Annotated in this window: 21 protein-coding genes and 1 tRNA gene; 8 read left to right on the forward strand and 14 right to left on the reverse strand. The window is 40.5% G+C overall.

Annotated features, from left to right (window positions below; genetic code table 11):
- Positions 1–47: 47 nt before the first annotated feature.
- On the forward strand, positions 48–707 hold the full coding sequence (gene queC / locus J8L98_RS09375; RefSeq protein ID WP_210996200.1) for a 7-cyano-7-deazaguanine synthase QueC: 660 nt from the start codon (positions 48–50) through the stop codon (positions 705–707).
- Between the two features lie 59 nt (positions 708–766).
- Here queC and J8L98_RS09380 read toward each other — a convergent pair whose 3' ends face one another.
- The 11 genes from J8L98_RS09380 to rlmE form a co-directional block, all read right to left on the reverse strand.
- A complete protein-coding gene (locus J8L98_RS09380; protein ID WP_192506902.1) occupies positions 767–997 on the reverse strand; it encodes a hypothetical protein in 231 nt (76 codons plus the stop codon).
- A 102-nt stretch (positions 998–1,099) separates the two neighbouring features.
- Positions 1,100–2,998: a bifunctional diguanylate cyclase/phosphodiesterase gene (locus tag J8L98_RS09385; RefSeq protein WP_210996201.1), complete on the reverse strand. Its 1,899-nt coding sequence runs from the start codon at positions 2,996–2,998 to the stop codon at positions 1,100–1,102.
- Between the two features lies 1 nt (position 2,999).
- The gene (locus tag J8L98_RS09390) at positions 3,000–4,118 is read right to left on the reverse strand and encodes an FIST N-terminal domain-containing protein (RefSeq protein ID WP_210996202.1); all 1,119 of its coding nucleotides are present in this window, start codon (positions 4,116–4,118) and stop codon (positions 3,000–3,002) included.
- A gap of 93 nt (positions 4,119–4,211) precedes the next feature.
- The gene (locus J8L98_RS09395) at positions 4,212–6,125 is read right to left on the reverse strand and encodes a UvrD-helicase domain-containing protein (protein WP_210996203.1); all 1,914 of its coding nucleotides are present in this window, start codon (positions 6,123–6,125) and stop codon (positions 4,212–4,214) included.
- 244 nt (positions 6,126–6,369) lie between these two features.
- Positions 6,370–6,454: transfer RNA gene (locus J8L98_RS09400), tRNA-Leu, on the reverse strand.
- Positions 6,455–6,522: 68 nt separating this feature from the next.
- Positions 6,523–6,873 carry a preprotein translocase subunit SecG gene (gene secG / locus J8L98_RS09405; protein WP_210996204.1) on the reverse strand — a complete coding sequence of 117 codons (351 nt, stop codon included), beginning with the start codon at positions 6,871–6,873 and terminating at the stop codon, positions 6,523–6,525.
- A gap of 1 nt (position 6,874) precedes the next feature.
- Complete coding sequence (gene tpiA / locus J8L98_RS09410; protein WP_210996205.1) at positions 6,875–7,624, reverse strand: triose-phosphate isomerase; 750 nt, start codon at positions 7,622–7,624, stop codon at positions 6,875–6,877.
- A 79-nt stretch (positions 7,625–7,703) separates the two neighbouring features.
- Complete coding sequence (gene glmM, locus J8L98_RS09415; RefSeq protein ID WP_192506896.1) at positions 7,704–9,044, reverse strand: phosphoglucosamine mutase; 1,341 nt, start codon at positions 9,042–9,044, stop codon at positions 7,704–7,706.
- Entirely contained in the window at positions 9,041–9,886 is an 846-nt protein-coding gene (gene folP, locus J8L98_RS09420) for a dihydropteroate synthase (protein ID WP_210996206.1), read from the reverse strand. The genes glmM and folP overlap by 4 nt, the downstream gene beginning before the upstream one ends.
- 143 nt (positions 9,887–10,029) lie before the next feature.
- On the reverse strand, positions 10,030–11,964 hold the full coding sequence (gene ftsH, locus J8L98_RS09425) for an ATP-dependent zinc metalloprotease FtsH (protein ID WP_210996207.1): 1,935 nt from the start codon (positions 11,962–11,964) through the stop codon (positions 10,030–10,032).
- Between the two features lie 67 nt (positions 11,965–12,031).
- Positions 12,032–12,661 (reverse strand): 23S rRNA (uridine(2552)-2'-O)-methyltransferase RlmE, encoded by a 630-nt coding sequence (gene rlmE / locus J8L98_RS09430; protein WP_192506893.1) that lies wholly within the window; start codon positions 12,659–12,661, stop codon positions 12,032–12,034.
- Between the two features lie 85 nt (positions 12,662–12,746).
- Between rlmE and yhbY the strand changes: the two genes are divergently transcribed.
- On the forward strand, positions 12,747–13,043 hold the full coding sequence (gene yhbY / locus J8L98_RS09435; RefSeq protein ID WP_192506892.1) for a ribosome assembly RNA-binding protein YhbY: 297 nt from the start codon (positions 12,747–12,749) through the stop codon (positions 13,041–13,043).
- 17 nt (positions 13,044–13,060) lie between these two features.
- Here the strand turns inward: yhbY and J8L98_RS09440 are convergent, their stop codons facing one another.
- Positions 13,061–14,200, reverse strand: coding sequence for a serine hydrolase domain-containing protein (locus J8L98_RS09440; protein ID WP_210996208.1), 1,140 nt, complete (start codon positions 14,198–14,200; stop codon positions 13,061–13,063).
- A gap of 95 nt (positions 14,201–14,295) precedes the next feature.
- On the opposite strand from J8L98_RS09440, the gene J8L98_RS09445 reads away from it, so the two are divergent.
- The 6 genes from J8L98_RS09445 (at position 14,296) to J8L98_RS09470 (ending at position 19,968) form a co-directional block, all read left to right on the forward strand.
- Positions 14,296–15,099 carry a hypothetical protein gene (locus J8L98_RS09445; RefSeq protein ID WP_192506890.1) on the forward strand — a complete coding sequence of 268 codons (804 nt, stop codon included), beginning with the start codon at positions 14,296–14,298 and terminating at the stop codon, positions 15,097–15,099.
- A 74-nt stretch (positions 15,100–15,173) separates the two neighbouring features.
- Positions 15,174–16,013 carry a MipA/OmpV family protein gene (locus J8L98_RS09450; RefSeq protein ID WP_192506889.1) on the forward strand — a complete coding sequence of 280 codons (840 nt, stop codon included), beginning with the start codon at positions 15,174–15,176 and terminating at the stop codon, positions 16,011–16,013.
- On the forward strand, positions 16,003–16,383 hold the full coding sequence (locus tag J8L98_RS09455; protein ID WP_192506888.1) for a DUF3019 domain-containing protein: 381 nt from the start codon (positions 16,003–16,005) through the stop codon (positions 16,381–16,383). The genes J8L98_RS09450 and J8L98_RS09455 overlap by 11 nt, the downstream gene beginning before the upstream one ends.
- Positions 16,383–17,090, forward strand: a complete 708-nt coding sequence (locus J8L98_RS09460) for a response regulator transcription factor (RefSeq protein ID WP_210996209.1) — start codon at positions 16,383–16,385, stop codon at positions 17,088–17,090. The genes J8L98_RS09455 and J8L98_RS09460 overlap by 1 nt, the downstream gene beginning before the upstream one ends.
- A 9-nt stretch (positions 17,091–17,099) precedes the next feature.
- Positions 17,100–18,398 carry an ATP-binding protein gene (locus tag J8L98_RS09465; RefSeq protein ID WP_210996210.1) on the forward strand — a complete coding sequence of 433 codons (1,299 nt, stop codon included), beginning with the start codon at positions 17,100–17,102 and terminating at the stop codon, positions 18,396–18,398.
- Positions 18,399–18,621: 223 nt separating this feature from the next.
- A complete protein-coding gene (locus tag J8L98_RS09470) occupies positions 18,622–19,968 on the forward strand; it encodes a sodium-dependent transporter (RefSeq protein WP_192506885.1) in 1,347 nt (448 codons plus the stop codon).
- A 67-nt stretch (positions 19,969–20,035) separates the two neighbouring features.
- Here the strand turns inward: J8L98_RS09470 and J8L98_RS09475 are convergent, their stop codons facing one another.
- Together J8L98_RS09475 and J8L98_RS09480 are read right to left on the reverse strand one after the other, a co-directional pair.
- Positions 20,036–20,482, reverse strand: a complete 447-nt coding sequence (locus J8L98_RS09475) for a GNAT family N-acetyltransferase (protein ID WP_210996211.1) — start codon at positions 20,480–20,482, stop codon at positions 20,036–20,038.
- 65 nt (positions 20,483–20,547) lie between these two features.
- Positions 20,548–21,291, reverse strand: coding sequence for a sporulation protein (locus tag J8L98_RS09480; protein WP_192506883.1), 744 nt, complete (start codon positions 21,289–21,291; stop codon positions 20,548–20,550).
- Positions 21,292–21,407 lie beyond the last annotated feature (116 nt).

Raw genomic sequence — 21,407 nt, forward strand, 5'->3', positions numbered from 1 at the left:
TATCGCGCCCTGAAGTAAACCTCTATCAAAATCGAGGCAAAAGAGTTATGAGCGAAAAAGTTGTTGTGATTTATTCTGGCGGTATGGATTCATACACAGTTTTAAATAAAGCTGTCCGTTCTGGGCATGAAGTGTATGCATTATCGTTTAATTATGGCCAACGCCACGTTAAAGAACTAGAAGTTGCGGCTGAGGTATGTGAGCAACTTAACATCGCTCATAAAATTGTTGATATTTCAGCTATCAACCAACTTATTGGTGGTTCATCGCTGACTGATGATATTGAGGTACCTGAGGGCCACTATGAAGAAGAGAGTATGAAAAGTACCATTGTACCGAATCGAAATATGATCTTACTTTCTCTGGCAGTTGGTTACGCCGTATCAATCAAAGCCTGTAAGGTTTTCTACGGAGCACACTCGGGAGACCATGCAATTTACCCTGATTGTCGACCTGAGTTTGTAAAAAAAATGGACGATGTGTGTCGCATTGCCAATTATGATGCAGTCGAGATTGTTAGTCCGTATTTAAACAATACTAAAATCGATATACTAACTGACGGCTTAAAAATGGGTCTAGATTATAGCCATACATGGACATGCTATAATGGTCGAAAGCATGCCTGCGGAAAGTGTGGAGCGTGTCAAGAGCGCTTAGAAGCCTTTTCACTCAACAATGCTCAAGACCCCATTTCATACGAAGTGTAATGTAAATAAGTTAAGATAAGGGAGGCTTTGCGCCTTCCTACCGATTCTATTGTTATTAGTTATAATCGGTTAATATCTTTCGCGACCTGATAACCATCATCAGTCACTAACTTTTCAAGCACCTCGACTCGCTCTCGTAAAGTCGAAATTTCAGACTTTAGTTCATCAACATCTTTGCCACCTTTACTACTTTGCTTTTTTAACTCCAGTTTAGTCATATATATTTCTCTAAATGCGCCAAAACCTACAGATACAAGCACAATTAAAAATATCATTGTTGTTCCACTCATACTTCTCTCCTTCTGTGTTTTTATCAACAATAACAAAACAATCCTAAATACCAAAGTGACAAACGTCAGAAACCTCAAGTGCAGCTCGTTATGGTGCAAATACTAAGTGCACTTCCTCTGACCACTAATGAATTTAATCAGCTCTGACAGGGGTAATGGTCGACAAATATAATACCCTTGTGCTTGGTCGCAGCCCATTGCATCTAATCTTGCTAAATGTTCTGCTTGCTCTACTCCCTCCGCAATTAATCCCAGTCCTAAGTTTTTCCCTACATCAATAATACTCTGTACAATGGCTTCCGCTTTAGGCTCTGTAAGTAACGCCGCCACAAATTGTCTATCTATTTTTAAGTAATGAATGTCTAATGCTTGTAAATATGCCAATGAAGAATAACCGGTACCAAAGTCATCAATTGCCACCTTAATACCTAAATTTTTTAAATGCATCAGCGTATCTTTTACATTGGCTAGATTACTAATCAATGCACTTTCTGTCAGCTCTAATTCTAGTAAACTAGGCTCAAATTTATACCTCTTGAGCAGTCCAGCCAGCTTTTCAAAGAAATTATCAACGCTAATATCTTTGCCTGAAATATTGATTGCGATAGATAGGTTTTTTAAATGCGCTAATCCGTGCCACTGGCTCAGCGTTTCGCAAGCCATCTCTAAAACACAGTCTGTTATTTTCCCAATCAACCCTTTGTCTTCCGCAATTGGAATGAACTCATCTGGAAATATCATGTGACCATTTACATTCCATCGTATAAGCGCCTCAAGTGATACAACTTCTCTCGAGGAGATATCTATTTTCGGCTGAAAATAAAGCTCAAATTGCTTTAATAAAATCGCTTGACGTAACCGTTCTTCGATGTAAATTGCTTTCTGAACGCGTTCCTCTAACGCAGCGTCAAATAATTTATACTGATTCTTACCCTGCTTTTTTGCTTGATACATTGCAATATCTGCTTTTCCAAGTATCTCAGATACTTGGTCGCCATGAGCAGGATAAGTTGCAACACCAACACTCAGTGATAACTGGTAACAATTACCTTCGATTTTAATAGGGTCATGAAAAGCGCTGAGAATATGCGCCAGACGCAAGTGGATCTCTTGTAAGTCTTGCGTGGTTAATACCACTAAAAACTCATCCCCTCCGAGTCGCGCGAGTAAATCTGGTTTAACGACTCTTCTCTCTAACCGCTTAGCGCTAATTTTAAGTGCATCATCACCGGCCAAATGGCCCAAACTATCATTAATTTTCTTAAAATCATCTAAGTCTATCAATACAAGTGCAAATGGTTGAGGGTTTTCTTTTTTTATCATCCGGTTGACGGTTTCTATAATATTAAACCTATTAGCAAGGCCTGTAAGCGAATCACGATTTGCTTGTTGTGATAACAAGACTTTTTGTGCCCTAAGGTCGCTAATATCTCGGCAGCACCATACTCGTCCGATATACTCCCCCTGAATCAATTCAGGGACACTATAATATTCATAGAATTGACCATGAATTGTTTCGAAATTACCAGTAAGTTGTGCTTTTTTAGATACAAACATCGCTTGAATTTGCTCAATAAAAATATCGGGAGAAGTCAGCAAGGATAGAATTGTGTGAAGTACTTGCGTTGCATCGAGCGCCAATGCTGTATGTTCGTCACAGCCGATAAATTTACACCCATTTTGATTTATATGTGTGATCTCACCACTAATGTTAAACTCTACAACAACCTCTGGACTTGCATCCAGTATGGCTTTTTGCCTAGTCAGTGCCAATTCTAAACTACGTTGATACTTATCAATATCAACCAATCTAGTCCGTAACTCTAAATTGTTTTCAGTTAACTCTTTACTGGTTAAATTCAAGCTATGTTCGAGCATCCAGCGATCTTCATCTGCATGTTCAAATGCTTCTGACAATAAGCCAATAAGTCGCGCGTATTGCGGTGAATCTATGCCAGAAAAGCCACTTTTTTTAAGTAATCTAGCCAATAAATGATGCATATTATTCAGAAATTAATGTGACAGTCATTGTTTGATTATGCAATAGGCACCGCCCACCTGCCTGAATTGGCGCAATTTCACCATAAGAGTAAAATCCCATTGTTTGAAACCCATCAGTTAATTGACTAAACACCACCTCTAACTCCTCTTCCACCCGCGGTCCCAACACTAACTTTCTCCCAACACAACTGATCAACAATGCGACACCGGTTGTATTGTGAGGTGTTTCTAAAGCCGAGGTCACGGCCCTATTAGCACCGTCAATAAGCCTATCAAAATTTGCTTTCATCAGCTGGGCTTGGCCACCTTGCGGCATATCTCCAGCAAACACCATGCTATTGTCTTCATAATCAATACCCAATATAGTTCTTATGACTGGTTGATTACTGGACGAGCTTCTAACTTGTAATGGAAACCTTAAAGCTGATGCCGGTAAATCATTCGCATAAGGGCCCAAATAGTTACGATATAATGTAATTGCAGGCTCATTATCGAGCTGATACAAACGATTTCCTTCTGCCCGTGTTATTTCTCGACTTGGGCCAAAAGAATCCCACCCGCCAACACTGGCATAGCTTACATTCAGTGAGTCAGAATAAAAGCCGCATAAAATGATAGACCCTTCTGCCAACGGTGTCATATGCCACAAGGCTGTGTTTGAAAAGCGCTCTCCATCGCCAGCTAACCCTCCTGTAATTACCACATTATTACCAAACGCGGCTCCTAAGCACTCAGCCACTTCACTGCCATTAAGAACATGTCCGTCGCTCAATACCATCAACCACTTAAGTTTCGGCTCCTTTAACATCTCAACGGCTTTTTGGCACAAGTTAGGCAATGAACTATCGCTTATTGAACGATTAAATACTCGAATACAGGTTTTTGAAAATGTAAAGGTGGTTATAACAATCGCATCATCATATAACTGCGCTGCAGCGATATCCCCCGCACTGCTACAGCCCACAATCTCCGCGTTAGGATAGTATTTGGCTAAAGAACTCAATATCGTTGTCTTTCTGTCATAAATACTAAAAAAGACTATAACAAGCTGCACATTTTCATCAACAATTGGCGCAGATTCCCATTGCTGATTTTGGTAAATAAACTGTCTTGTTTCCATCTCTAGATTTCATAATATATAGGGAATGTTATAAATTTAGCAGTGGTTCACTAAATACGACAATATTTGCCCACCTAAATTACTAATTAATAACTAACTATCTAGCTCTTGCACAAACTCACTGCGGCTTCCTGGCGGTATGATCAGGTATATCTGTTGCTTAGCACGAGTTAATGCCACATAGAATAAACGTCGCTCTTCTGCGTAAGGAAACGGCTCTTTATCCGGAAGTAATGCATCTAAAAATGCCACCGCTGTACCCTGTGCGGGGAACCCATTGGCACCACCGGCTAATCCAAGTATCACGGCATAATCAGCTTCCATACCTTTTGCAGCATGAAATGTCATCACCCGCAGGTGTAGGTGTTGATAACGATGATTCATCTCAGCTATTTGCTGTTTACTTGGTAGCACCTTATGGTAGCGTGCCAACAACAGTACACTCACTGAACATTCTGCCTGCGCATTTAGATTTTCTAAAGTGAGCGACAATGACTGCTCCTCTGTAGGTTCTTCAACATATACAAGTGGTGTACAGTGTTGAACATTATGTGCTGTGATACGTTTCATAATTTGTGCTGGATTAGCACACACAAATCGACTCGTTACGTCTAAAATCCCTTGAGGATATCTGAAGGTTTTATCTAGCTGAGTAACAGTGCCATCACCAAAGTGATGCGTAAAGTCCGTGGTAAGCCCAATATCAGCGCCACTGAATCTATATATTGATTGCCAGTCATCACCAACTGCAAATAAGTAATGTCGCTCTGATTGTTCAATTAAGGACTTGAGCAGTTTCGCCCGAATCGGAGAAATATCCTGAAACTCATCGACAAGTAAATGTGTCCAAGGAGACATAAACTTTTTACTTTGCACATAATCAATAGACTGAATGATCATATCTTCAAAATCAATGGCTCCTTCATTACTTAAATATAAAGTATACTCTGCTAAAATAGGTCTAACACAAGCCAATGATTCGTTGAACTGACTCTCTAGTTTTGCAAGACTAGTCGTAGCATGTCTACATTTAAGTAAACCAAGTGATGTACTAAAGTCACTAATGAGTCGCTTACCCTTCGAGCTATCTAAATAATCATGAATATCAACAATATCAGCATGTTGAACTTGTTTAACATACCTTATTAAATGGAGCCTATATTGCTCCTCTTGACTCAAGAGTAAAATGGTTTCCCTAACAAACGCCCGTTTACTTATCTCATCTTGAGCAAGCTCTGACACTTTAGGGATCACCCCTTCTACACTTTCAATAATATGTAAACCTAGTTTATGGAAAGTCATACAGTCAGGGAAGGTAGGATAATGACTTGCTCTGTTGAACATTTCTTGTGCTGCTTGCTTACCATAAGCCAATAATAATACTTGTTTTGCATATGCTTGTCGGGTGTAAAACAAATACTGAGCTTTAGCCACCATCACACTGGTTTTTCCGGTGCCAGCTCCGGCCAGTAATAATTGCCGCTCATCTTGAATTACGCAGGCACGTCGCTGAGCAGCGGTCAAAGGCTGGCTTTCAACTGTGTCAAAAAACGCCTCATGCTCAGATAATTTATAATTGACATATGCTTCTTTAAATTCACTCAGATCTTGCTCAGACCAAGAGTCCAATTCCGTTAAAGTCATAATCGCATCTGTTAAATTGTGGTCAAACGTTAACTGAGCCGCCCAAGGTAACCATTGCTCACTAAACGGCGCAACGGCTGATCTAACCATATCGTATAGACCGTGTGACAAATATCTGACTTTTAGTAGTGTTTCTAGTTTTCTGATCCGGTCACATAATTCACCTCGGTGCGCAACAGCCCAAGCTTTTTGTAGAAAACACTTAAGTTCATCTGGTTTTTCTATTTTTAAAGGAATTTTTGTTGTTGTCTGACCATGTCGGATCACTAAATAGTGAACAAACCGCTTATATTCAATCATGGGAGGGGTGTTCAAACGAGCCCATTGGTATGATTCAGACTGACCTGTTTGGCTATCTAACACTATCCCTGTATCGCTAATGGTGGTACAGATGTAAGGCGTGAAATACTTAAATATTAATGGCGTTATAAATATCACGATCGGTAACAACTAAAGGAATATTGTTATAGCATAATTGAAGTATATGAAATCATAAAGAAAAAACTGTGTTTCACCAGTAAAGCAAACCGTTATTACAAAACTACTGAAAACAAAAACCCGATAAGTATATCGGGTTCTTTGAATGAGTTGTTAAAAAACTCTAATTTGGTGCGGATGGGGGGACTTGAACCCCCACGCCCGAAAGCACTACCCCCTCAAGGTAGCGTGTCTACCAATTCCACCACATCCGCATATTTTCCGGCTCTAATGTTTAACTGAGGAGTTAAACAACCGAGTAACTATAGGCTACCAATCTTTATTAATTTGGTACGTCCGAAGTATTATTACCTTCAGTAGATGCCGGTACATCTGACGCTGCTGGAGCTACAATAGCTTCTACAGGTGCTTCAAGATTTTCCCACTCATCCGTCTTTTTAATTTGACCCGCAGTCAAATTACCTAAAACAATACTCAGTACAAAAAACACAGTTGCTAGAACTGTGGTTGTTTTTGTCATAAAGTTACCCGCACCAGATGACCCAAAAACAGTTGCTGACGCACCTGCTCCAAATGATGATCCCATGTCGGCACCTTTACCTTGCTGCACTAACACCATACCAATAAGTGCTAATGCCACAATTAAATAAATTACCAATAATATTTCGTACATGCTATACGTTCCCTAATGCACTATTGCAAATGCTCAAAAATGCATCTGCTTTAAGACTTGCGCCGCCAATAAGGCCACCGTCTATATCTGGTTGTATAAATAAGCTTTTACTGTTTTTATCGTTAACACTGCCACCGTAAAGAATTTGCAGTGTATCTCCAACATGCTCACTTTGCTTGCTTAGCATATCGCGAATAAACTTGTGTACAGCCTGTGCTTGTTCTGGTGTCGCCGTTTTACCGGTTCCAATTGCCCAAACGGGTTCGTATGCTAGCACAGAATTTAAGAGCGCTGCTATACCTAATTTGGAAATTACTGCATTAATTTGCTCTGCAACAACCATCTCAGTTTCTTCAGCATCTCTTTGCTGCTCTGTTTCACCAACACACAGAATAGGAATTAGCCCATTCTCTTGTGCTTTAGCAAACTTATCAGCAACTGATTCATTGCTTTCGCCGAAAATAATGCGTCTTTCAGAATGACCGACCAACGTATGCGTAGCCCCAAGTTGTTTAGCTAGTTCTGCACTCAATTCGCCAGTAAAAGCGCCTGAGTTGAACTCAGAAACCGTTTGAGTTCCAACACTTATTCCTGACTCAACCACTTTCAATAATAAAGGTGCTGGTGGAAATATAATTATGTCAACTTGTTCGTTTTTGCACTCGTTTATTGCCGTACTGATTTCAGATACAAGCTCGACTGAGCCGTTCATTTTCCAGTTACCAGCAACTATTGGCTTACGCTGCGCCATTCGATACTCCGCATTCTAAAGCGGGTGAGATACTAACTCGACTCACCCTAAGTTACAAGATATAAAATAAAATAATTGGTTAATTGCTCACAGTTTCAACAACTTCAGCAATTTTTTGAGCAAAATCGATTACTTGCTTCTCTTGCTCGGCTTCAACCATGACTCTTATCACAGGTTCTGTTCCTGACTTTCGTAATAAAACACGACCTTTACCTGCTAGTTCATTTTCGACACTTTCAACCACAGCCAATACTTTTGGGTCTAAGGTAGGGTCCGTCGCCACAGAATACCTAACATTAATCATTTTCATAGGGTATTTGACAAACCCTTGCCCTAAATCTTGTAATGTTTTATTTTGTGAAACCATCGCGGCCAAGACTTGCAGACTTGAGGCAATACCGTCACCTGTACTGATTAAGTCGAGGTTCAATACATGCCCAGAGCTTTCTCCGCCAATTTTCCAACCGTTTTTAGCCAATAATTCCATCACATAGCGGTCACCAACCTTACTACGAGCAAAATCAATGCCTTTAGCCTTAAGCGCGTTCTCTAATCCCATATTAGACATAACAGTACCAACAACGCCCCCACCTAAGGTGCCCTGTTCAAAAGCTTGGCATGCGATAATATACACAATATCATCGCCGTCAAACACTCGACCATTATGATCAACCATCATCACTCTATCGCCATCACCATCATAGGCAATACCGACATCAGCACCATGTTCAAGTACCTGACGCTTTAAACTATCAACATGTGTCGCACCACAATTGAGGTTTATATTAACACCATCAGGTTCGCATGCGTGGCAGATTACCGATGCACCTAATTCTCGCATAACAGCTGGTGCAATATGATAAGTCGCCCCGTTTGCGCAGTCGAGTACTATTTTAATCCCTTCCAAAGACAAGTCATTTGGGAATTGACCTTTACAAAATTCAATATAACGTCCATCAGCATTATCTAGTCGGTGTGCTTTTCCTAGTTGCTCCGATGGCACACAAGTCATTTTATCATCCAACATTGCTTCAATTTCAAGCTCAACTGAATCCGCAAGTTTGAGTCCATTGCCACTAAAAAATTTAATCCCATTGTCATGATATGGATTATGCGACGCACTGATCACAATACCCGCTTCTGCACGAAAAGTTTGTGTTAAGTAAGCCACTGCAGGTGTAGGCATCGGCCCTAATAAAACCACATCTATTCCAGCCGCGATAAGCCCTGCTTCCAACGAAGTTTCTAATAAATAGCCCGAGATCCGCGTGTCTTTACCTATAATGACTTTTTTCGTTCCAGATTTAGATAATACTTTTCCTGCAGCCCAGCCCAATTTCAATGCAAATTCAGGCGTAATTGGATATTCACCGACTAAACCTCTTACACCATCAGTACCAAAATATTTTCTTGTTGTCATAAAGTTACTCCATTTCTAGCTGCATGCCATACATTTAAAACATCAGCGGTTTCCTGAACATCGTGAACCCTGATAATGTTCGCGCCTTGCTGTGCACAGAGTAAAGCACCAGCCAAACTCGCAGCAATACGCGCGTCAGTTTCTCGATTTAATAATTGACCAAACATAGATTTGCGTGATAAACCCGCCAGTAAGGGTAGTTTAAGCTGAGTAAATTGTTCAAATTCACCGAGCAAACTAAAATTATGTGCCAAGCTTTTGCCAAAACCAAACCCTGGATCAAGGATCAACCGCTCCTTAGCTATTCCGACTTGCTCACAAGCCGCAATACGTTGCTCAAAAAACGCTTTTACTTCTCCAAATAAGTCAACGTAAGATGGATTTGCTTGCATGGTTCTTGGTTTACCCTGCATATGCATTAAACAAATGGGGACATCTGAATATTTTGCAGCTACCTGTAATGCATTTGGTTCCTGTAATGCACGTACATCATTGATAATATCTGCACCAGATTCAATTGCAGCTTCCATTACCTGCGCTTTACTCGTATCAATTGAAATCACGCAATCAGAAACATCTCTAATCGCAGTAATCACGGGGATAACCCTTTTTAATTCCTCTTCACAGGTAACATCTGGTGCGCCGGGCCGCGTAGATTCACCACCAATATCTAAAATAGTTGCACCTTGCTTTAGTAATACTTTGGCTTGTTCTACGGCATGTCCAGTAGTGAGGTAAGCACCGCCATCAGAAAATGAATCGGGTGTTACGTTAATTATCCCCATCACTTGAGGCACAGTCAGATGTAAGGCTCGATCCCGAGGTAAAGTTAACGTAGTCATGATGTACCCTAGCTTAATAACAACCCCACCAGTAAAGTAGTTAGTATAATAATCACTTTACTCGAAATTCAGGCTTCTATATTTATTTAATATTAAAAAGCCCCGAATATACGGGGCTTTTTCATTGCTGGGCATTTTAACCGTTATTCCGGACTATCATCAAGCTCTGTACTTGATTCAGAATCAGAAGTTGGCTTTTTTTCTGTATCTTTCGCATCACCATCAGATTTAGACGGTTTTGCTTTCGGCTTAATGTCATGTGCATCACGTGGAGGTCTCACCTCTATGCGAGCCATTAAGTCATCAATCTGAAGCGCATCAATTGTTTCATACTTCATAAGTGCGTCTTTCATGCTATGAAGCACATCCATATTATCTTTTAGAATCTGCTCTGCTCTATCATAGTTACGCGTCACAAAACCTTTAATCTCAGAGTCAATCAATTTGGCCGTCTCATCCGACATGCCAGACATACGTTGTGAGCCACCACCCATGTACATTTCATTCTGATCTTCCATGTACATTTGTGGACCAAGCTTGTTACTTAACCCCCACTGAGTGACCATTTTTTTCGCAATATCTGTTGCACGTTCAATATCATTACTTGCTCCAGTTGTTACTTTATCATCACCGTAGATAAGAGCTTCTGCGATACGACCACCATAGAGGCTAGATAGCATCGACTCCAAATGCTCTTTAGAATGACTCACTCTATCTTGTTCTGGTAAGTACATAGTGACACCTAATGCACGACCTCGGGGAATTATGGATACTTTATATACTGGGTCATGCTCAGGCACTAATCGACCAACAATTGCATGTCCAGCTTCATGGTAAGCGGTCATCTCTTTCTCATGCTCGCTCATTACCATGGACTTACGTTCAGCACCCATCATTATTTTATCTTTTGCAGCATCAAACTCCGCCATACTTACCTTGCGCTTATTTCCACGCGCTGCAAATAAAGCGGCTTCATTAACTAAATTAGCTAAGTCTGCACCAGAAAAACCTGGGGTACCACGTGCGATTACCGAAGACTCAACATTGTCATCTAACGGCACTTTACGCATATGAACATTCAAAATTTGCTCACGACCACGGATATCAGGTAATCCAACAACAACTTGTCTATCAAATCGGCCAGGTCTTAGCAACGCTGGGTCAAGTACATCTGGTCGGTTAGTCGCAGCAATAACAATTATGCCTTCATTGCCTTCAAAACCATCCATTTCCACCAGCATTTGGTTAAGTGTTTGTTCACGCTCATCGTGACCTCCACCCATACCAGCGCCACGTTTTCGGCCAACAGCATCAATCTCATCAATAAAGATAATACAAGGCGCTGCTTTTTTAGCTTGCTCGAACATATCTCTTACGCGAGACGCACCCACACCAACAAACATCTCAACAAAATCAGAGCCCGATATTGTAAAGAAAGGCACTTTAGCTTCTCCAGCAACAGCCTTTGCTAACAATGTTTTACCCGTTCCAGGAGGGCCTACCATCAGTACGCCTTTAGGAATACTGCCGCCTAATTTTTGGAACTTTGATGGATCTCGTAAAAAATCGACCAATTCAGTAACATCTTCTTTAGCTTCATCACATCCGGCAACATCTGCGAACGTCGTTTTCACTTGGTCTTCGCTCATTAAGCGCGCTTTACTTTTACCAAAAGACATTGCGCCCTTACCGCCACCACCTTGCATTTGACGCATAAAGAAAATCCATACGCCGATCAGTAATAACATCGGGAACCAAGAAATAAAGATGTTAGCCAAAAAAGATTGCTCTTCTGGCTTTACGCCTTTAACGTTCACATCATTTTTAAGTAAGTCATTAATGAGATCTGAATCTTGCATAGGTATAATCGTTTGAAAACGTTCGCCATTTCCCTTTATACCAGTAATAGTACCTGTATAACGGTCAACGTTAACATCTCGAATTGCACCGCTGCGCACTTCTTTCACAAATTGTGTATAACTCGTTTGACGATCAATTTGATCGCCGCCATTGAAGCCCTGAAACACGGTCATTAGCACAACTGCTATAACCAACCAGAGTATTAAATTCTTTGCCATATCGCTCAAGGGGTTAACCTCTTGTATTCAAAATTGTTTAAATTCAACTTAATGCTGTCCAACTGTACTACAGTTTGTAGCCTGTCGCCACTATATATACTTCTCTAGAACGGGGTCTAGACGCTTTTGGTTTACGTATCTTTACCACATTGAAGCATTTTCGTACTTCTTGAACAAACTGATCAAAACTCTCGCCTTGAAACACTTTCACTGCAAATGCCCCATTTTTCCTTAAAACTTGATGACACATATCAAGTGCAAGTTCTACCAAATACATGCTACCGGCCTGATCCGTCGACATGTTACCACTCATATTAGGTGCCATGTCAGAGAATACCACATCAACATTTTTCCCGCCTATACGATTTAGTAAAGCGTCCAAAACCGCCTCTTCACGAAAATCACCTTGCAAAAAATCAACACCGGGTAATGAATCCATAGGCAAAATATCACATGCGATGACTTGCCCTTTGGATCCAACTTGCTCGGCTAGATATTGTGACCAACTCCCAGGAGCAGCTCCAAGGTCGACAACACTCATGCCAGGCTTTATTAATTTATCCCTTTGTTGCACTTCTTCTAACTTAAAGACGGCACGAGAACGAAAGCCTCGTTTTTGTGCCTCTTGAACATAAGGGTCATCAACATGCTCTTTTAACCAGCGCTGAGAACTCGCTGAGTGTTTTTTATTTGTCATTATTCGCTGCAACTCATTAGTAATATTGTCTAGATGGCGGTAGAATACCAATAATTCAAGCCTACATTTAGTAAATTGTACCAATATGACTTTATCAAATAAACAAAAGCAGTACTTAAAAGGACTAGCACACCCGTTAAAACCCGTTGTTTTACTTGGCGCAAACGGTTTAACTGAAGGTGTCGTCATGGAAATTGACCACTCACTAAGCATTCATGAACTAATCAAAGTAAAAGTACCAACTAACGATCGTGAAACAAAACAACTGATTTTCGACGCTATCGTAAGAGAAACTAAAGCTTATAAAGTGCAAACTATTGGTCATGTCATTATTTTGTATCGCCAAAGTGAAGAAAAAAAGATTCAGTTACCTCGCACATAACTCGAAAACGCCACGGCTCATTCCTGTGGCGTAGTCTGCGCTACTTTAATGGCTTGCCTAATAAAATCGGTTGTAAGCTCGTTAATAACACCACTTTCAGCGTTTAACAGTAAACTAAATCCAATGTCATACTCAGGGATGACCACAACATCTGTTCTATAGCCTTGTACCCAACCACTGTGGTAGTAAAGAGTAACGCCTTCAAATTCATAAATACGCCACCCTAACCCATAATATGCTTGCGTAATATAATCTCGCCAGATTCTTCGCCTTAGCTCCCTCTTTGTACGTGTATACGGGCGACTTTGGATCACCAATGCATCTAAAGATAGAACATCAGGGTAATAACCAAGCTGTAACTTAAGCCACTGAATCATATCAGCAGCACTGGCATTAATACCCGCAGCAGGTGTCACTTTGTAATAGTTTGTTTTTAACTTTGCGGTATGCCAACGCTTGCGCCCTAAAACATGAGGCAATGCGTAATTCTGGTCTTGAGTCATATTATCTAAACCAACCCCACCATCATTCATATTTAACGGTGCAAATATAAACTCTTCAAGCCATTGCTCGTAAGTGATCCCCGTCGCTCTATAAATGACGTCTGATATCACACTAAACATAACGTTCTGATATCCATAACATTGCCCCGGATTGCAAATTTTATCCACAGAGACTAAACGCTCGACAATTTTCTCATATCGCATTCTAGATTCAATTAAATTATCGTACGCATTGGGCACCAATCCACTTGAGTGGCTGAGCAAATGATACAGCTTGAGATGTTTATACTCAGACAACGCAAATAAAGGTAAATACTCACTTACTTTGTCATCTAGAGAAATTCGATTTTCACTGACCAATTTAGCACTTAAAGAACCAGCAAAGGTTTTTGACACTGAAGCCAATCTAAAGCGTGTGTGAATATTCACTTTCTGCCCGTTTTTTACTCTAGTACGGCCATACCCTTGTGCTTTACCACCAAATTTGCCGTGAACAATACTTAATGCAGCCCCAGGAATTGATTTTTCTTTGAGTTTACGCTCGACTTGCTTAGAATAGCTGTTCAAAAATTGGTTCCACTGTTTTTTTGCCACATCCGTTGCAAAGGAAGGCGCAGTGAATAGCCAAAGTATGGCAAGAACTAGAAACTTCATATTGACCCATTCTTTTTTTAGTGATGGGAGTGTACACGAAGTTCTACCTTGTTTGTAAGGCTGTATAACTATATTAACGCGATTGAGGTATTTGGATGCGGTTATTTTTCTGTTTTATTATTTTGTCTTTTACATTTGGCTGCGCGTCAACAAAAAAGCTGGCACCAAAGCTCAATATCCCAGCAAAACCATTGCTGACAAAAGAGGTTTACCAACTAAGTTACACAACGGAGTTAGACTCCGCGCGTATTAAGTCAGTACAACTACCTGCTCATCCAATAGAAAAAAACAACACAGTTCGTATCGTCTCAGATAAGGTTGGCATGACTGATACTTTAAAAGCTCACCTCATAGCTGCACTCAATAAGAAAAATTTAAAAATAGTAACCACGAGTAAAGCTGATTACATACTAACAATTCACCAATTAGATTTAGAGTTTGGGTCAGAAAAAACTTACACACTTAACCAACCTCGCAAACCACACGCTTTTTTTACACAACTAGCCCAGCAAGTGCCCAGTTACCAATGTACAAACATCATCGCGTCAGTCAGCATGCGATTAACCCATCAGGCGTCGTCTGACGTTGTATGGTTCGCCAAATCATCCATTGATAGCGCAAGCTTCCAAGCGATACCACTGCAGCTTAATTATACTAAAACAGAAAAAATCACCAATGAACACGCCGTTATTGCATTCATCGTAAAACACAATACCGAAACCGCTCGTAAAGCCCGTTTTAACCAAAATATCACGCCTCCTGCTTATGATGTTAAAACGGTAATTAGCCAACCTACTAAAATTGCTGGCGCTTGCACTGAAACAGAAGTCAGTGCCCTTAGTAGTGCCATGCAAACATCATTGACCAACTTACTTATCGATAAAATAAACATTCAGTAATACATACAATTTCTTACAGTTAATACTCCTGAAAACATCCTATAATGGTGACCAACATTAGTTTGGTGACCATTATGCAGCTGTTTTTCAAAACTTTAATTAGTTTACTTATGTTTAGCGCCTGTACCGTGTCTGCGTCAAGTCGATTATATTCGGATAATACTCTGCTTCCCTCTGATGGATTTGCGTGGGATTGGACTTTTGGTGCAAGCGCCTACATTGAGGACCCGTACTTAATTGGTATGCCCAGTAACAATAAGGGCTTTGAACTCGAACTTACACTTTCCCTATCCTATGACAATCTGTTTGTTGATATAGATAACAGCCAGCTAAGTGGTGGGTTTATCATTGGCTATACGCTACCTAGCATTAACACATGGCAATTAGATATTATCGGTACGCAAATTCAAAAAGGATTTAATGAAACAGGGTTAGAGCTTTATAAACTCGATGTGCTGCCCGAATTAGCTGGTATTAATGCACGAGCATATGACTATAATGCAGGGTTACGTTTAAGCAAACGATTTTCCGACTCATTATTTTCAATCGAACTACTCAATGACATTTCCAATGCCCATAATGGCTGGATACTGTCTTCATTTTTCAGTCATATTACACCTTGGAGAAACTGGGAGTTTCGAGCAGCTGTTGGTCTAAATGCATATTCTCCAGAATTCACCGACTATTATTTTGGCATTACGCCTAATGAAGTGACCCCCTTTAGGCCGAGTTATAGTGCGAATACTTCTTTTAGTCTTGTCACCGAGCTTCATGCTGAATATCCACTCAATGAACATTGGATTTTCCTTGCAGGGTGGATGTCAACTCTGTATTCCGAAGATATCTATAACAGCCCTATAATCAGACAATATTACCACCACAAAGCCAAGGTTGGCGTAAGATATGTATTTTAATAGCTTGTCTGTCTTGTTCTTGGTGCAACTCACACCAGAGGCTGCAATCCCAATACCGCCGACTCTTTTGGTACAACCTGAGCGCTGTATAGCGCTTAGAAAAGGCCGAAACTGCTATGCCCAACTAACTTTTAGTTGGGACTTGCCCATTGCAGCGAACTACTGTTTAAAAAGTAGCAATAGCGAAAGTGTGCTTTATTGTTGGCAGGCTGCAAAAAGTGGGCATGTCGAGCACGAATTTAATCAACAGAAAACACACGAATATCAATTAATAAATAGTGACACCGGCGCCATACTTGGGCAAACTCAAGTACATGTGCAATGGGTTTATAAGAACCGTCAGAAAAAAAGACGTTGGAGATTATTTTAATGGACAATTACGGCACAATTTTATTAGTAGAAGATGACGCATCCCTTGCACAATGGGTTGCCGACTACTTAAATAACCAAGGTTATACGACACATGTTTGTGAGCGAGGAGACAAAGTTGTTGCAATGGTTAAGTCTCTAACACCTGATATTGTGCTACTCGATGTCATGCTACCTGGTCAAGATGGTATTAGCGTTTGTAGAGAATTACGACAATTCTACCACCAACCTATCATTATGCTAACAGCACGAGATGAAGAAATGGATGAAGTTATTGGCCTTGAAGTTGGCGCCAGTGACTACGTTATAAAACCAGTAAGGCCTCGTGCCCTGCTTGCTCGAATCAAAGCCATGTTACGCGCAGCACAAGAAACTAAGGTAATAGAAAATAATGATTCCAACGTTATCAATGTCGGTAATTTAAGTATAGACACTCAAGCCCGGAAAGTTTCATTGCAAGGTATTGAAGTCAACATTTCAAGTGCCGAGTATTTGTTATTACATTTCCTTGCTTCAAATGCAGGTGAGGTAGTATCTAGAGACTCAGTCTTTAAAGCGACCAAAGGTCGAGAATACGACGGTCTCGACCGCAGTGTCGATGTTTTAATTTCAGCACTTCGCAAGAAGTTCAATGACGATCCACAGCAACCTGAAAAAATAAAAACCATTTGGGGAAAAGGTTATTTGATGGTGCCCAGTGCATGGTAATTTAATTCAGTGAAGAAACTCTACTTATATTTATTAACAAGCGCACTTGTATCCATTGTTGTGTTGGGTTGGCTTATTGATACGCTCAATCAACAAACAGCGCCAACTGAAGATAGTTTTGGTTGGCAAAGCACTTTAACGGGTGGCTTTGCATTGCAAATAGCCAGGCAACCGGAGCACCAACGCGCCTCGTTTGCCAAACGTCTAAGTGCTGATTTTGACGTAACTCTAACGTATAAACAAGGTGACACGCTCGCCTTACCTCATGAGCTAAAGCAGCAAATGGCCCTGAAAAAAGAGCTTGTTCTTGAGGATGAATTGGGCTTTTATTTATTGAAAACCCATGATAATTTACTCCCTGATTACCTTGAATTAAGACTACAAAAACCAGAACTCGAGCAAAGTAACGATGTGCTACTTACCTTGCTTTTTTATGCTGGGGTATGTGGATTTATGTGGTTTATTTTGTCTCCTCTGGCTAAAAGGCTATCCGTACTCACAGAAGCCGCTAAGCAATTTGCCAGTGGTGACTTAAGTGCTCGCATCAAAGTAAACCACTTCACGTATATTAAAGATGTAGAACTTACCTTTAATCGAATGGCGAACCAAATTGACAAGCTGCTTGCTGAAAATAAACTCATGGCATCAAGTTTATCCCACGATATACGTACGCCTGTGGCATGCTTGCGTTTTGGATTAGACGCCGCCATAGAAGAACCAGATTTAAATCAAGTTCGTTCTATTTTAGTACGTATGGAAAACGATTTAGATCAAATGGAAGACATGCTGGCAAGCTATTTGTCGTTTGCAACACTTGAGCAAAAAGCACATTTGCTGACTTTTGAATCGACACAGGCACAAACCTACATAGCTGCACTCATAGACCAAATACAACCAAAGCTTACTAAAGCTGACCTCATCGGAAGCTACGATGTTGACCCGCAAGTATACTTATATGCCGACTTACATTGGCTCGCGCGTGCCATTACCAACCTACTCAGTAATGCGTGTGAGTTTGCATCTCGTAATATTTTGGTCAGAGTACAACAACATGAGCAATTAATATTAATCGACGTAGAAGATGACGGGCCTGGTATAGCCCCAAATAATTGGCATAAAGTATTTAGTCCATTTTTCCAAGAACAAAACCACCGTAACCGTGATGAGAAAGGATACGGATTAGGCCTTGCAATCGTTGCGAAAGTGGTTGACTGGCACCACGGTAAAGCATCAGTATCGCAATCTGAGACACTTGGTGGCGCAAAGTTCACATTAAGTATCAACTGTAAACCAAATAAAGCAGTGTAAATATACTTCAACACCCACATCTCAGCAACAGCTCAAATCAATGATAGATAAACATTTTTATGTATTTTAGAACACAGATTTTCGCAGCTTAAACATTACAGTATGCGCTGCTATCTACTTTTGTTCTAGATCATGGTAGTTTCAATGTAATTAGCACTTTTTATTTACTATTAATTACAGTAAATTGTGGGCGCCGTTATAAAAATAGAGAAGTATAAACAATATGAGCAGTGTACGCGGAGAGTTTAGCTCTCGCTTTGGTTTCATTATGGCCGCAGCAGGTTCAGCTGTCGGTCTTGGCAATATTTGGGGCTTTCCAACACAAACAGCGAGCAACGGTGGTGCCGCATTCGTGCTCGTCTACTTAATTCTGGCTTTTTGTCTCGCATATCCAGCCTTAATGGCTGAACTCGTTATTGGCCGACACGGCCAAGCTAATGCGGTATCTTCATTGCAAAAATTATCGGATAGGCCCATTCATAAACGCTTCGCGTTTTTTGTCGGGTTCGGCGGTATTATTTGTGCAGGTCTAATTCTCAGCTTCTACGCAATCGTTGCTGGATGGATGTTCAGCGCAACACTTGAACCCTTGACTAAGCTTACCGGTACAACCAATGTGACCAGCTGGTTAAACACACAGTCGTTAAACCGAGATCTCATTTTTACGTCACTCTTTATCATTTTGACAATTTCTATTATCAGTAAAGGAGTCGAAAACGGTATTGAAAAGTGGTCAAAAAGGCTAATGCCTGCGCTGCTTAGTATTCTATTTCTGCTTATCGTTTACGTACTAATGCAAGATGGCGCGAGTGATGGTCTTAAAGCCTATTTGATCCCTGATTTCTCATCCATTTTAAACCCTGATTTATTAGTGAGCGCATTAGGCCAGGCCTTCTTTTCTCTATCTCTTGGCACCAGTGTCATGATCATTTACGGCTCTTACATTAGTAAAAAAGAAAATTTAGTATCTTTAGGCGCCTATGTAACACTCATCGATGTTCTCATTGCTTTTGTCGCGGGATTACTTATTATTCCAGCGATGTATGTAGCTCAGGCGCAAGGGGTTGAAATATTCGCTGCCGATGGCTCCCTACTCTCTGAAGATACCTTGGTATTTCAAGTGTTACCTGCGTTATTTAGCAGTATGGGACAAATGGGGCTATTTGTTGGATTTGCATTCTTTGCATTGATGAGTATTGCAGCGTTGACTTCCTCTATTTCAATGCTTGAAGCTCCAGTGTCATACGCCGTAGAAAAGTTTGCACTAAAACGCATTCAAGCAACATGGATTATTGGTGTACTGATCACCATTGTCAGCTTTACCATCATTTTTAACTTCAATACCTTATTTGGCTTAGTGGTCAGTGCTACGACACAGTTTGGTCAACCACTACTAGGCATGTTTTGTTGTGTATTCGTAGGCTGGCTCTGGAACCGCAGTGCGTTACTTAAAGAAATTGAATCTGGTAGCCCTGACATTGCAGCTAGTTGGTTTTGGAAAGTTTGGCCTTGGTACATTAAGTTCATTTGCCCACTGGCCATTGCCTTAGTGTTCATTCATTCCTTATAGATTTGACAAACATCATAATTAAGGTGCTGAGCACAGCACCTTAATTATGAAAGACATAAAGCATATTTCATTTATGTTTGAGCACCATATCTTGGTGCGCAATACCATCTTCTAAATATGACTTACCTATCGCATGAAAGCCTAAGCCTTGATAAAAACTCAGCAATTGAGTTTGCGCAGATAAAAAAATGTCTATTGCTTCTTTATATGTACTTGCTAACTCGATAGTTCGACTCATTAATTGGCTTGCAAGTCCCACCCCTCTATGCTTTTCATGGACTAAAACACGCCCTATTGCACAAGTACGTATGCCCTTACGGTAGGTACGGGCATACGCGGTTATCACGCCATCCTGCTGAGCATAAATATGATACGTATCTAAATGGTGGTCAATGTCATCTAATTCAGGATAAGGGCATGCTTGTTCAACAACAAACACATCCACCCTTGCTTTCATTATCTGAAACAGCGTTATCGTATCAAGTTCACTAAATCGTTTAATATGCCACTGCATCGTTCATTCCCTAAGAAAAAAGCCCAGCATATTAGCTGGGCTCAAATTTATTTTATTAGCCCATATTATGCAAACAATCGCTCTAACTGATCGCAAATTGTGCTGAGATTAACTTGATCATGTTCGATAGTTAAATCCACATAACCATCTGAGCGAAACGCTCTATCTAATTCAATCAAAACATGTGTTTTATGTGCTTCTGGCACAAAAGAAAGCTCAATTTCTTGTATCCCAAATATAGATTGGTTGTTCGGTCTATACTCTAACTCTTGATAACAACCAGAAAGAGACTGAAAATCGGACGCTTTCAAGTAACCTTGTTCAACATCGGCTTTAATTAAAGAAAAACCCAGCTTCTCCATTGCTGCCATGCAAGTTTTAACGGCTTCGTTAGGGTAAATATGTAAAGTGTCTTTATCCGATGGATCCAATGCTAAATCAATGTCAAGCCCAGTTTCTAACCATACAAAACTATAGTTATAGCCAGCATTGATTTCTGTGATTGGGGTTTCAGAGTGCAAACGTGCTTCAAATGGGATCACAACTTGCTCTTCTGGGCCTATAGTAAACCGTTCACCGATATGCCACTTTTCAATAACATGATTAGTAAAATACTCTCCATCATCACTTTCATGTTTTATCCGCGTCATTAAAGCTAATTCTAGCCCTGAGACTTCTTGTACAACATCACCGCCATTCACAATAATTTGAGCTTGGAATTTTTGTCCAGGATTCAAATGCTCAGTTTCTAAAACAGTATCGACTTTCGCGGCACCGATACCCACTGATGCAAGGATTTTTTTAAACATTAAGTCTCCTGTTCGAGATTGCTCCTTTATTGGCATCTTAACCATAAATATTCACTCTTGTCAGCGAAAATTTACCTCATTAGACAGAATATCTTATTCTTAACCCAGTTAACCGC

This window comes from Pseudoalteromonas sp. MMG013 (genome assembly GCF_018100885.1).
GTDB classification, from domain to species: domain Bacteria; phylum Pseudomonadota; class Gammaproteobacteria; order Enterobacterales; family Alteromonadaceae; genus Pseudoalteromonas; species Pseudoalteromonas aurantia.

Excerpts from the sequence above, each read along its gene's own strand:
- tpiA (WP_210996205.1), bottom strand. The coding sequence starts at position 7,624 with ATGGCGCAGCGTAAGCCAATAGTTGCTGGTAACTGGAAAATGAACGGC.
- J8L98_RS09380 (WP_192506902.1), bottom strand. The coding sequence starts at position 997 with ATGAGTGGAACAACAATGATATTTTTAATTGTGCTTGTATCTGTAGGT.
- J8L98_RS09455 (WP_192506888.1), top strand. The coding sequence starts at position 16,003 with ATGTATTTTAATAGCTTGTCTGTCTTGTTCTTGGTGCAACTCACACCA.
- J8L98_RS09385 (WP_210996201.1), bottom strand. The coding sequence starts at position 2,998 with ATGCATCATTTATTGGCTAGATTACTTAAAAAAAGTGGCTTTTCTGGC.
- J8L98_RS09445 (WP_192506890.1), top strand. The coding sequence starts at position 14,296 with ATGCGGTTATTTTTCTGTTTTATTATTTTGTCTTTTACATTTGGCTGC.
- yhbY (WP_192506892.1), top strand. The coding sequence starts at position 12,747 with ATGACTTTATCAAATAAACAAAAGCAGTACTTAAAAGGACTAGCACAC.
- glmM (WP_192506896.1), bottom strand. The coding sequence starts at position 9,044 with ATGACAACAAGAAAATATTTTGGTACTGATGGTGTAAGAGGTTTAGTC.
- J8L98_RS09480 (WP_192506883.1), bottom strand. The coding sequence starts at position 21,291 with ATGTTTAAAAAAATCCTTGCATCAGTGGGTATCGGTGCCGCGAAAGTC.
- J8L98_RS09460 (WP_210996209.1), top strand. The coding sequence starts at position 16,383 with ATGGACAATTACGGCACAATTTTATTAGTAGAAGATGACGCATCCCTT.
- queC (WP_210996200.1), top strand. The coding sequence starts at position 48 with ATGAGCGAAAAAGTTGTTGTGATTTATTCTGGCGGTATGGATTCATAC.
- J8L98_RS09450 (WP_192506889.1), top strand. The coding sequence starts at position 15,174 with ATGCAGCTGTTTTTCAAAACTTTAATTAGTTTACTTATGTTTAGCGCC.
- rlmE (WP_192506893.1), bottom strand. The coding sequence starts at position 12,661 with ATGACAAATAAAAAACACTCAGCGAGTTCTCAGCGCTGGTTAAAAGAG.
- folP (WP_210996206.1), bottom strand. The coding sequence starts at position 9,886 with ATGACTACGTTAACTTTACCTCGGGATCGAGCCTTACATCTGACTGTG.
- J8L98_RS09475 (WP_210996211.1), bottom strand. The coding sequence starts at position 20,482 with ATGCAGTGGCATATTAAACGATTTAGTGAACTTGATACGATAACGCTG.
- J8L98_RS09390 (WP_210996202.1), bottom strand. The coding sequence starts at position 4,118 with ATGGAAACAAGACAGTTTATTTACCAAAATCAGCAATGGGAATCTGCG.
- J8L98_RS09470 (WP_192506885.1), top strand. The coding sequence starts at position 18,622 with ATGAGCAGTGTACGCGGAGAGTTTAGCTCTCGCTTTGGTTTCATTATG.
- ftsH (WP_210996207.1), bottom strand. The coding sequence starts at position 11,964 with ATGGCAAAGAATTTAATACTCTGGTTGGTTATAGCAGTTGTGCTAATG.
- J8L98_RS09440 (WP_210996208.1), bottom strand. The coding sequence starts at position 14,200 with ATGAAGTTTCTAGTTCTTGCCATACTTTGGCTATTCACTGCGCCTTCC.
- secG (WP_210996204.1), bottom strand. The coding sequence starts at position 6,873 with ATGTACGAAATATTATTGGTAATTTATTTAATTGTGGCATTAGCACTT.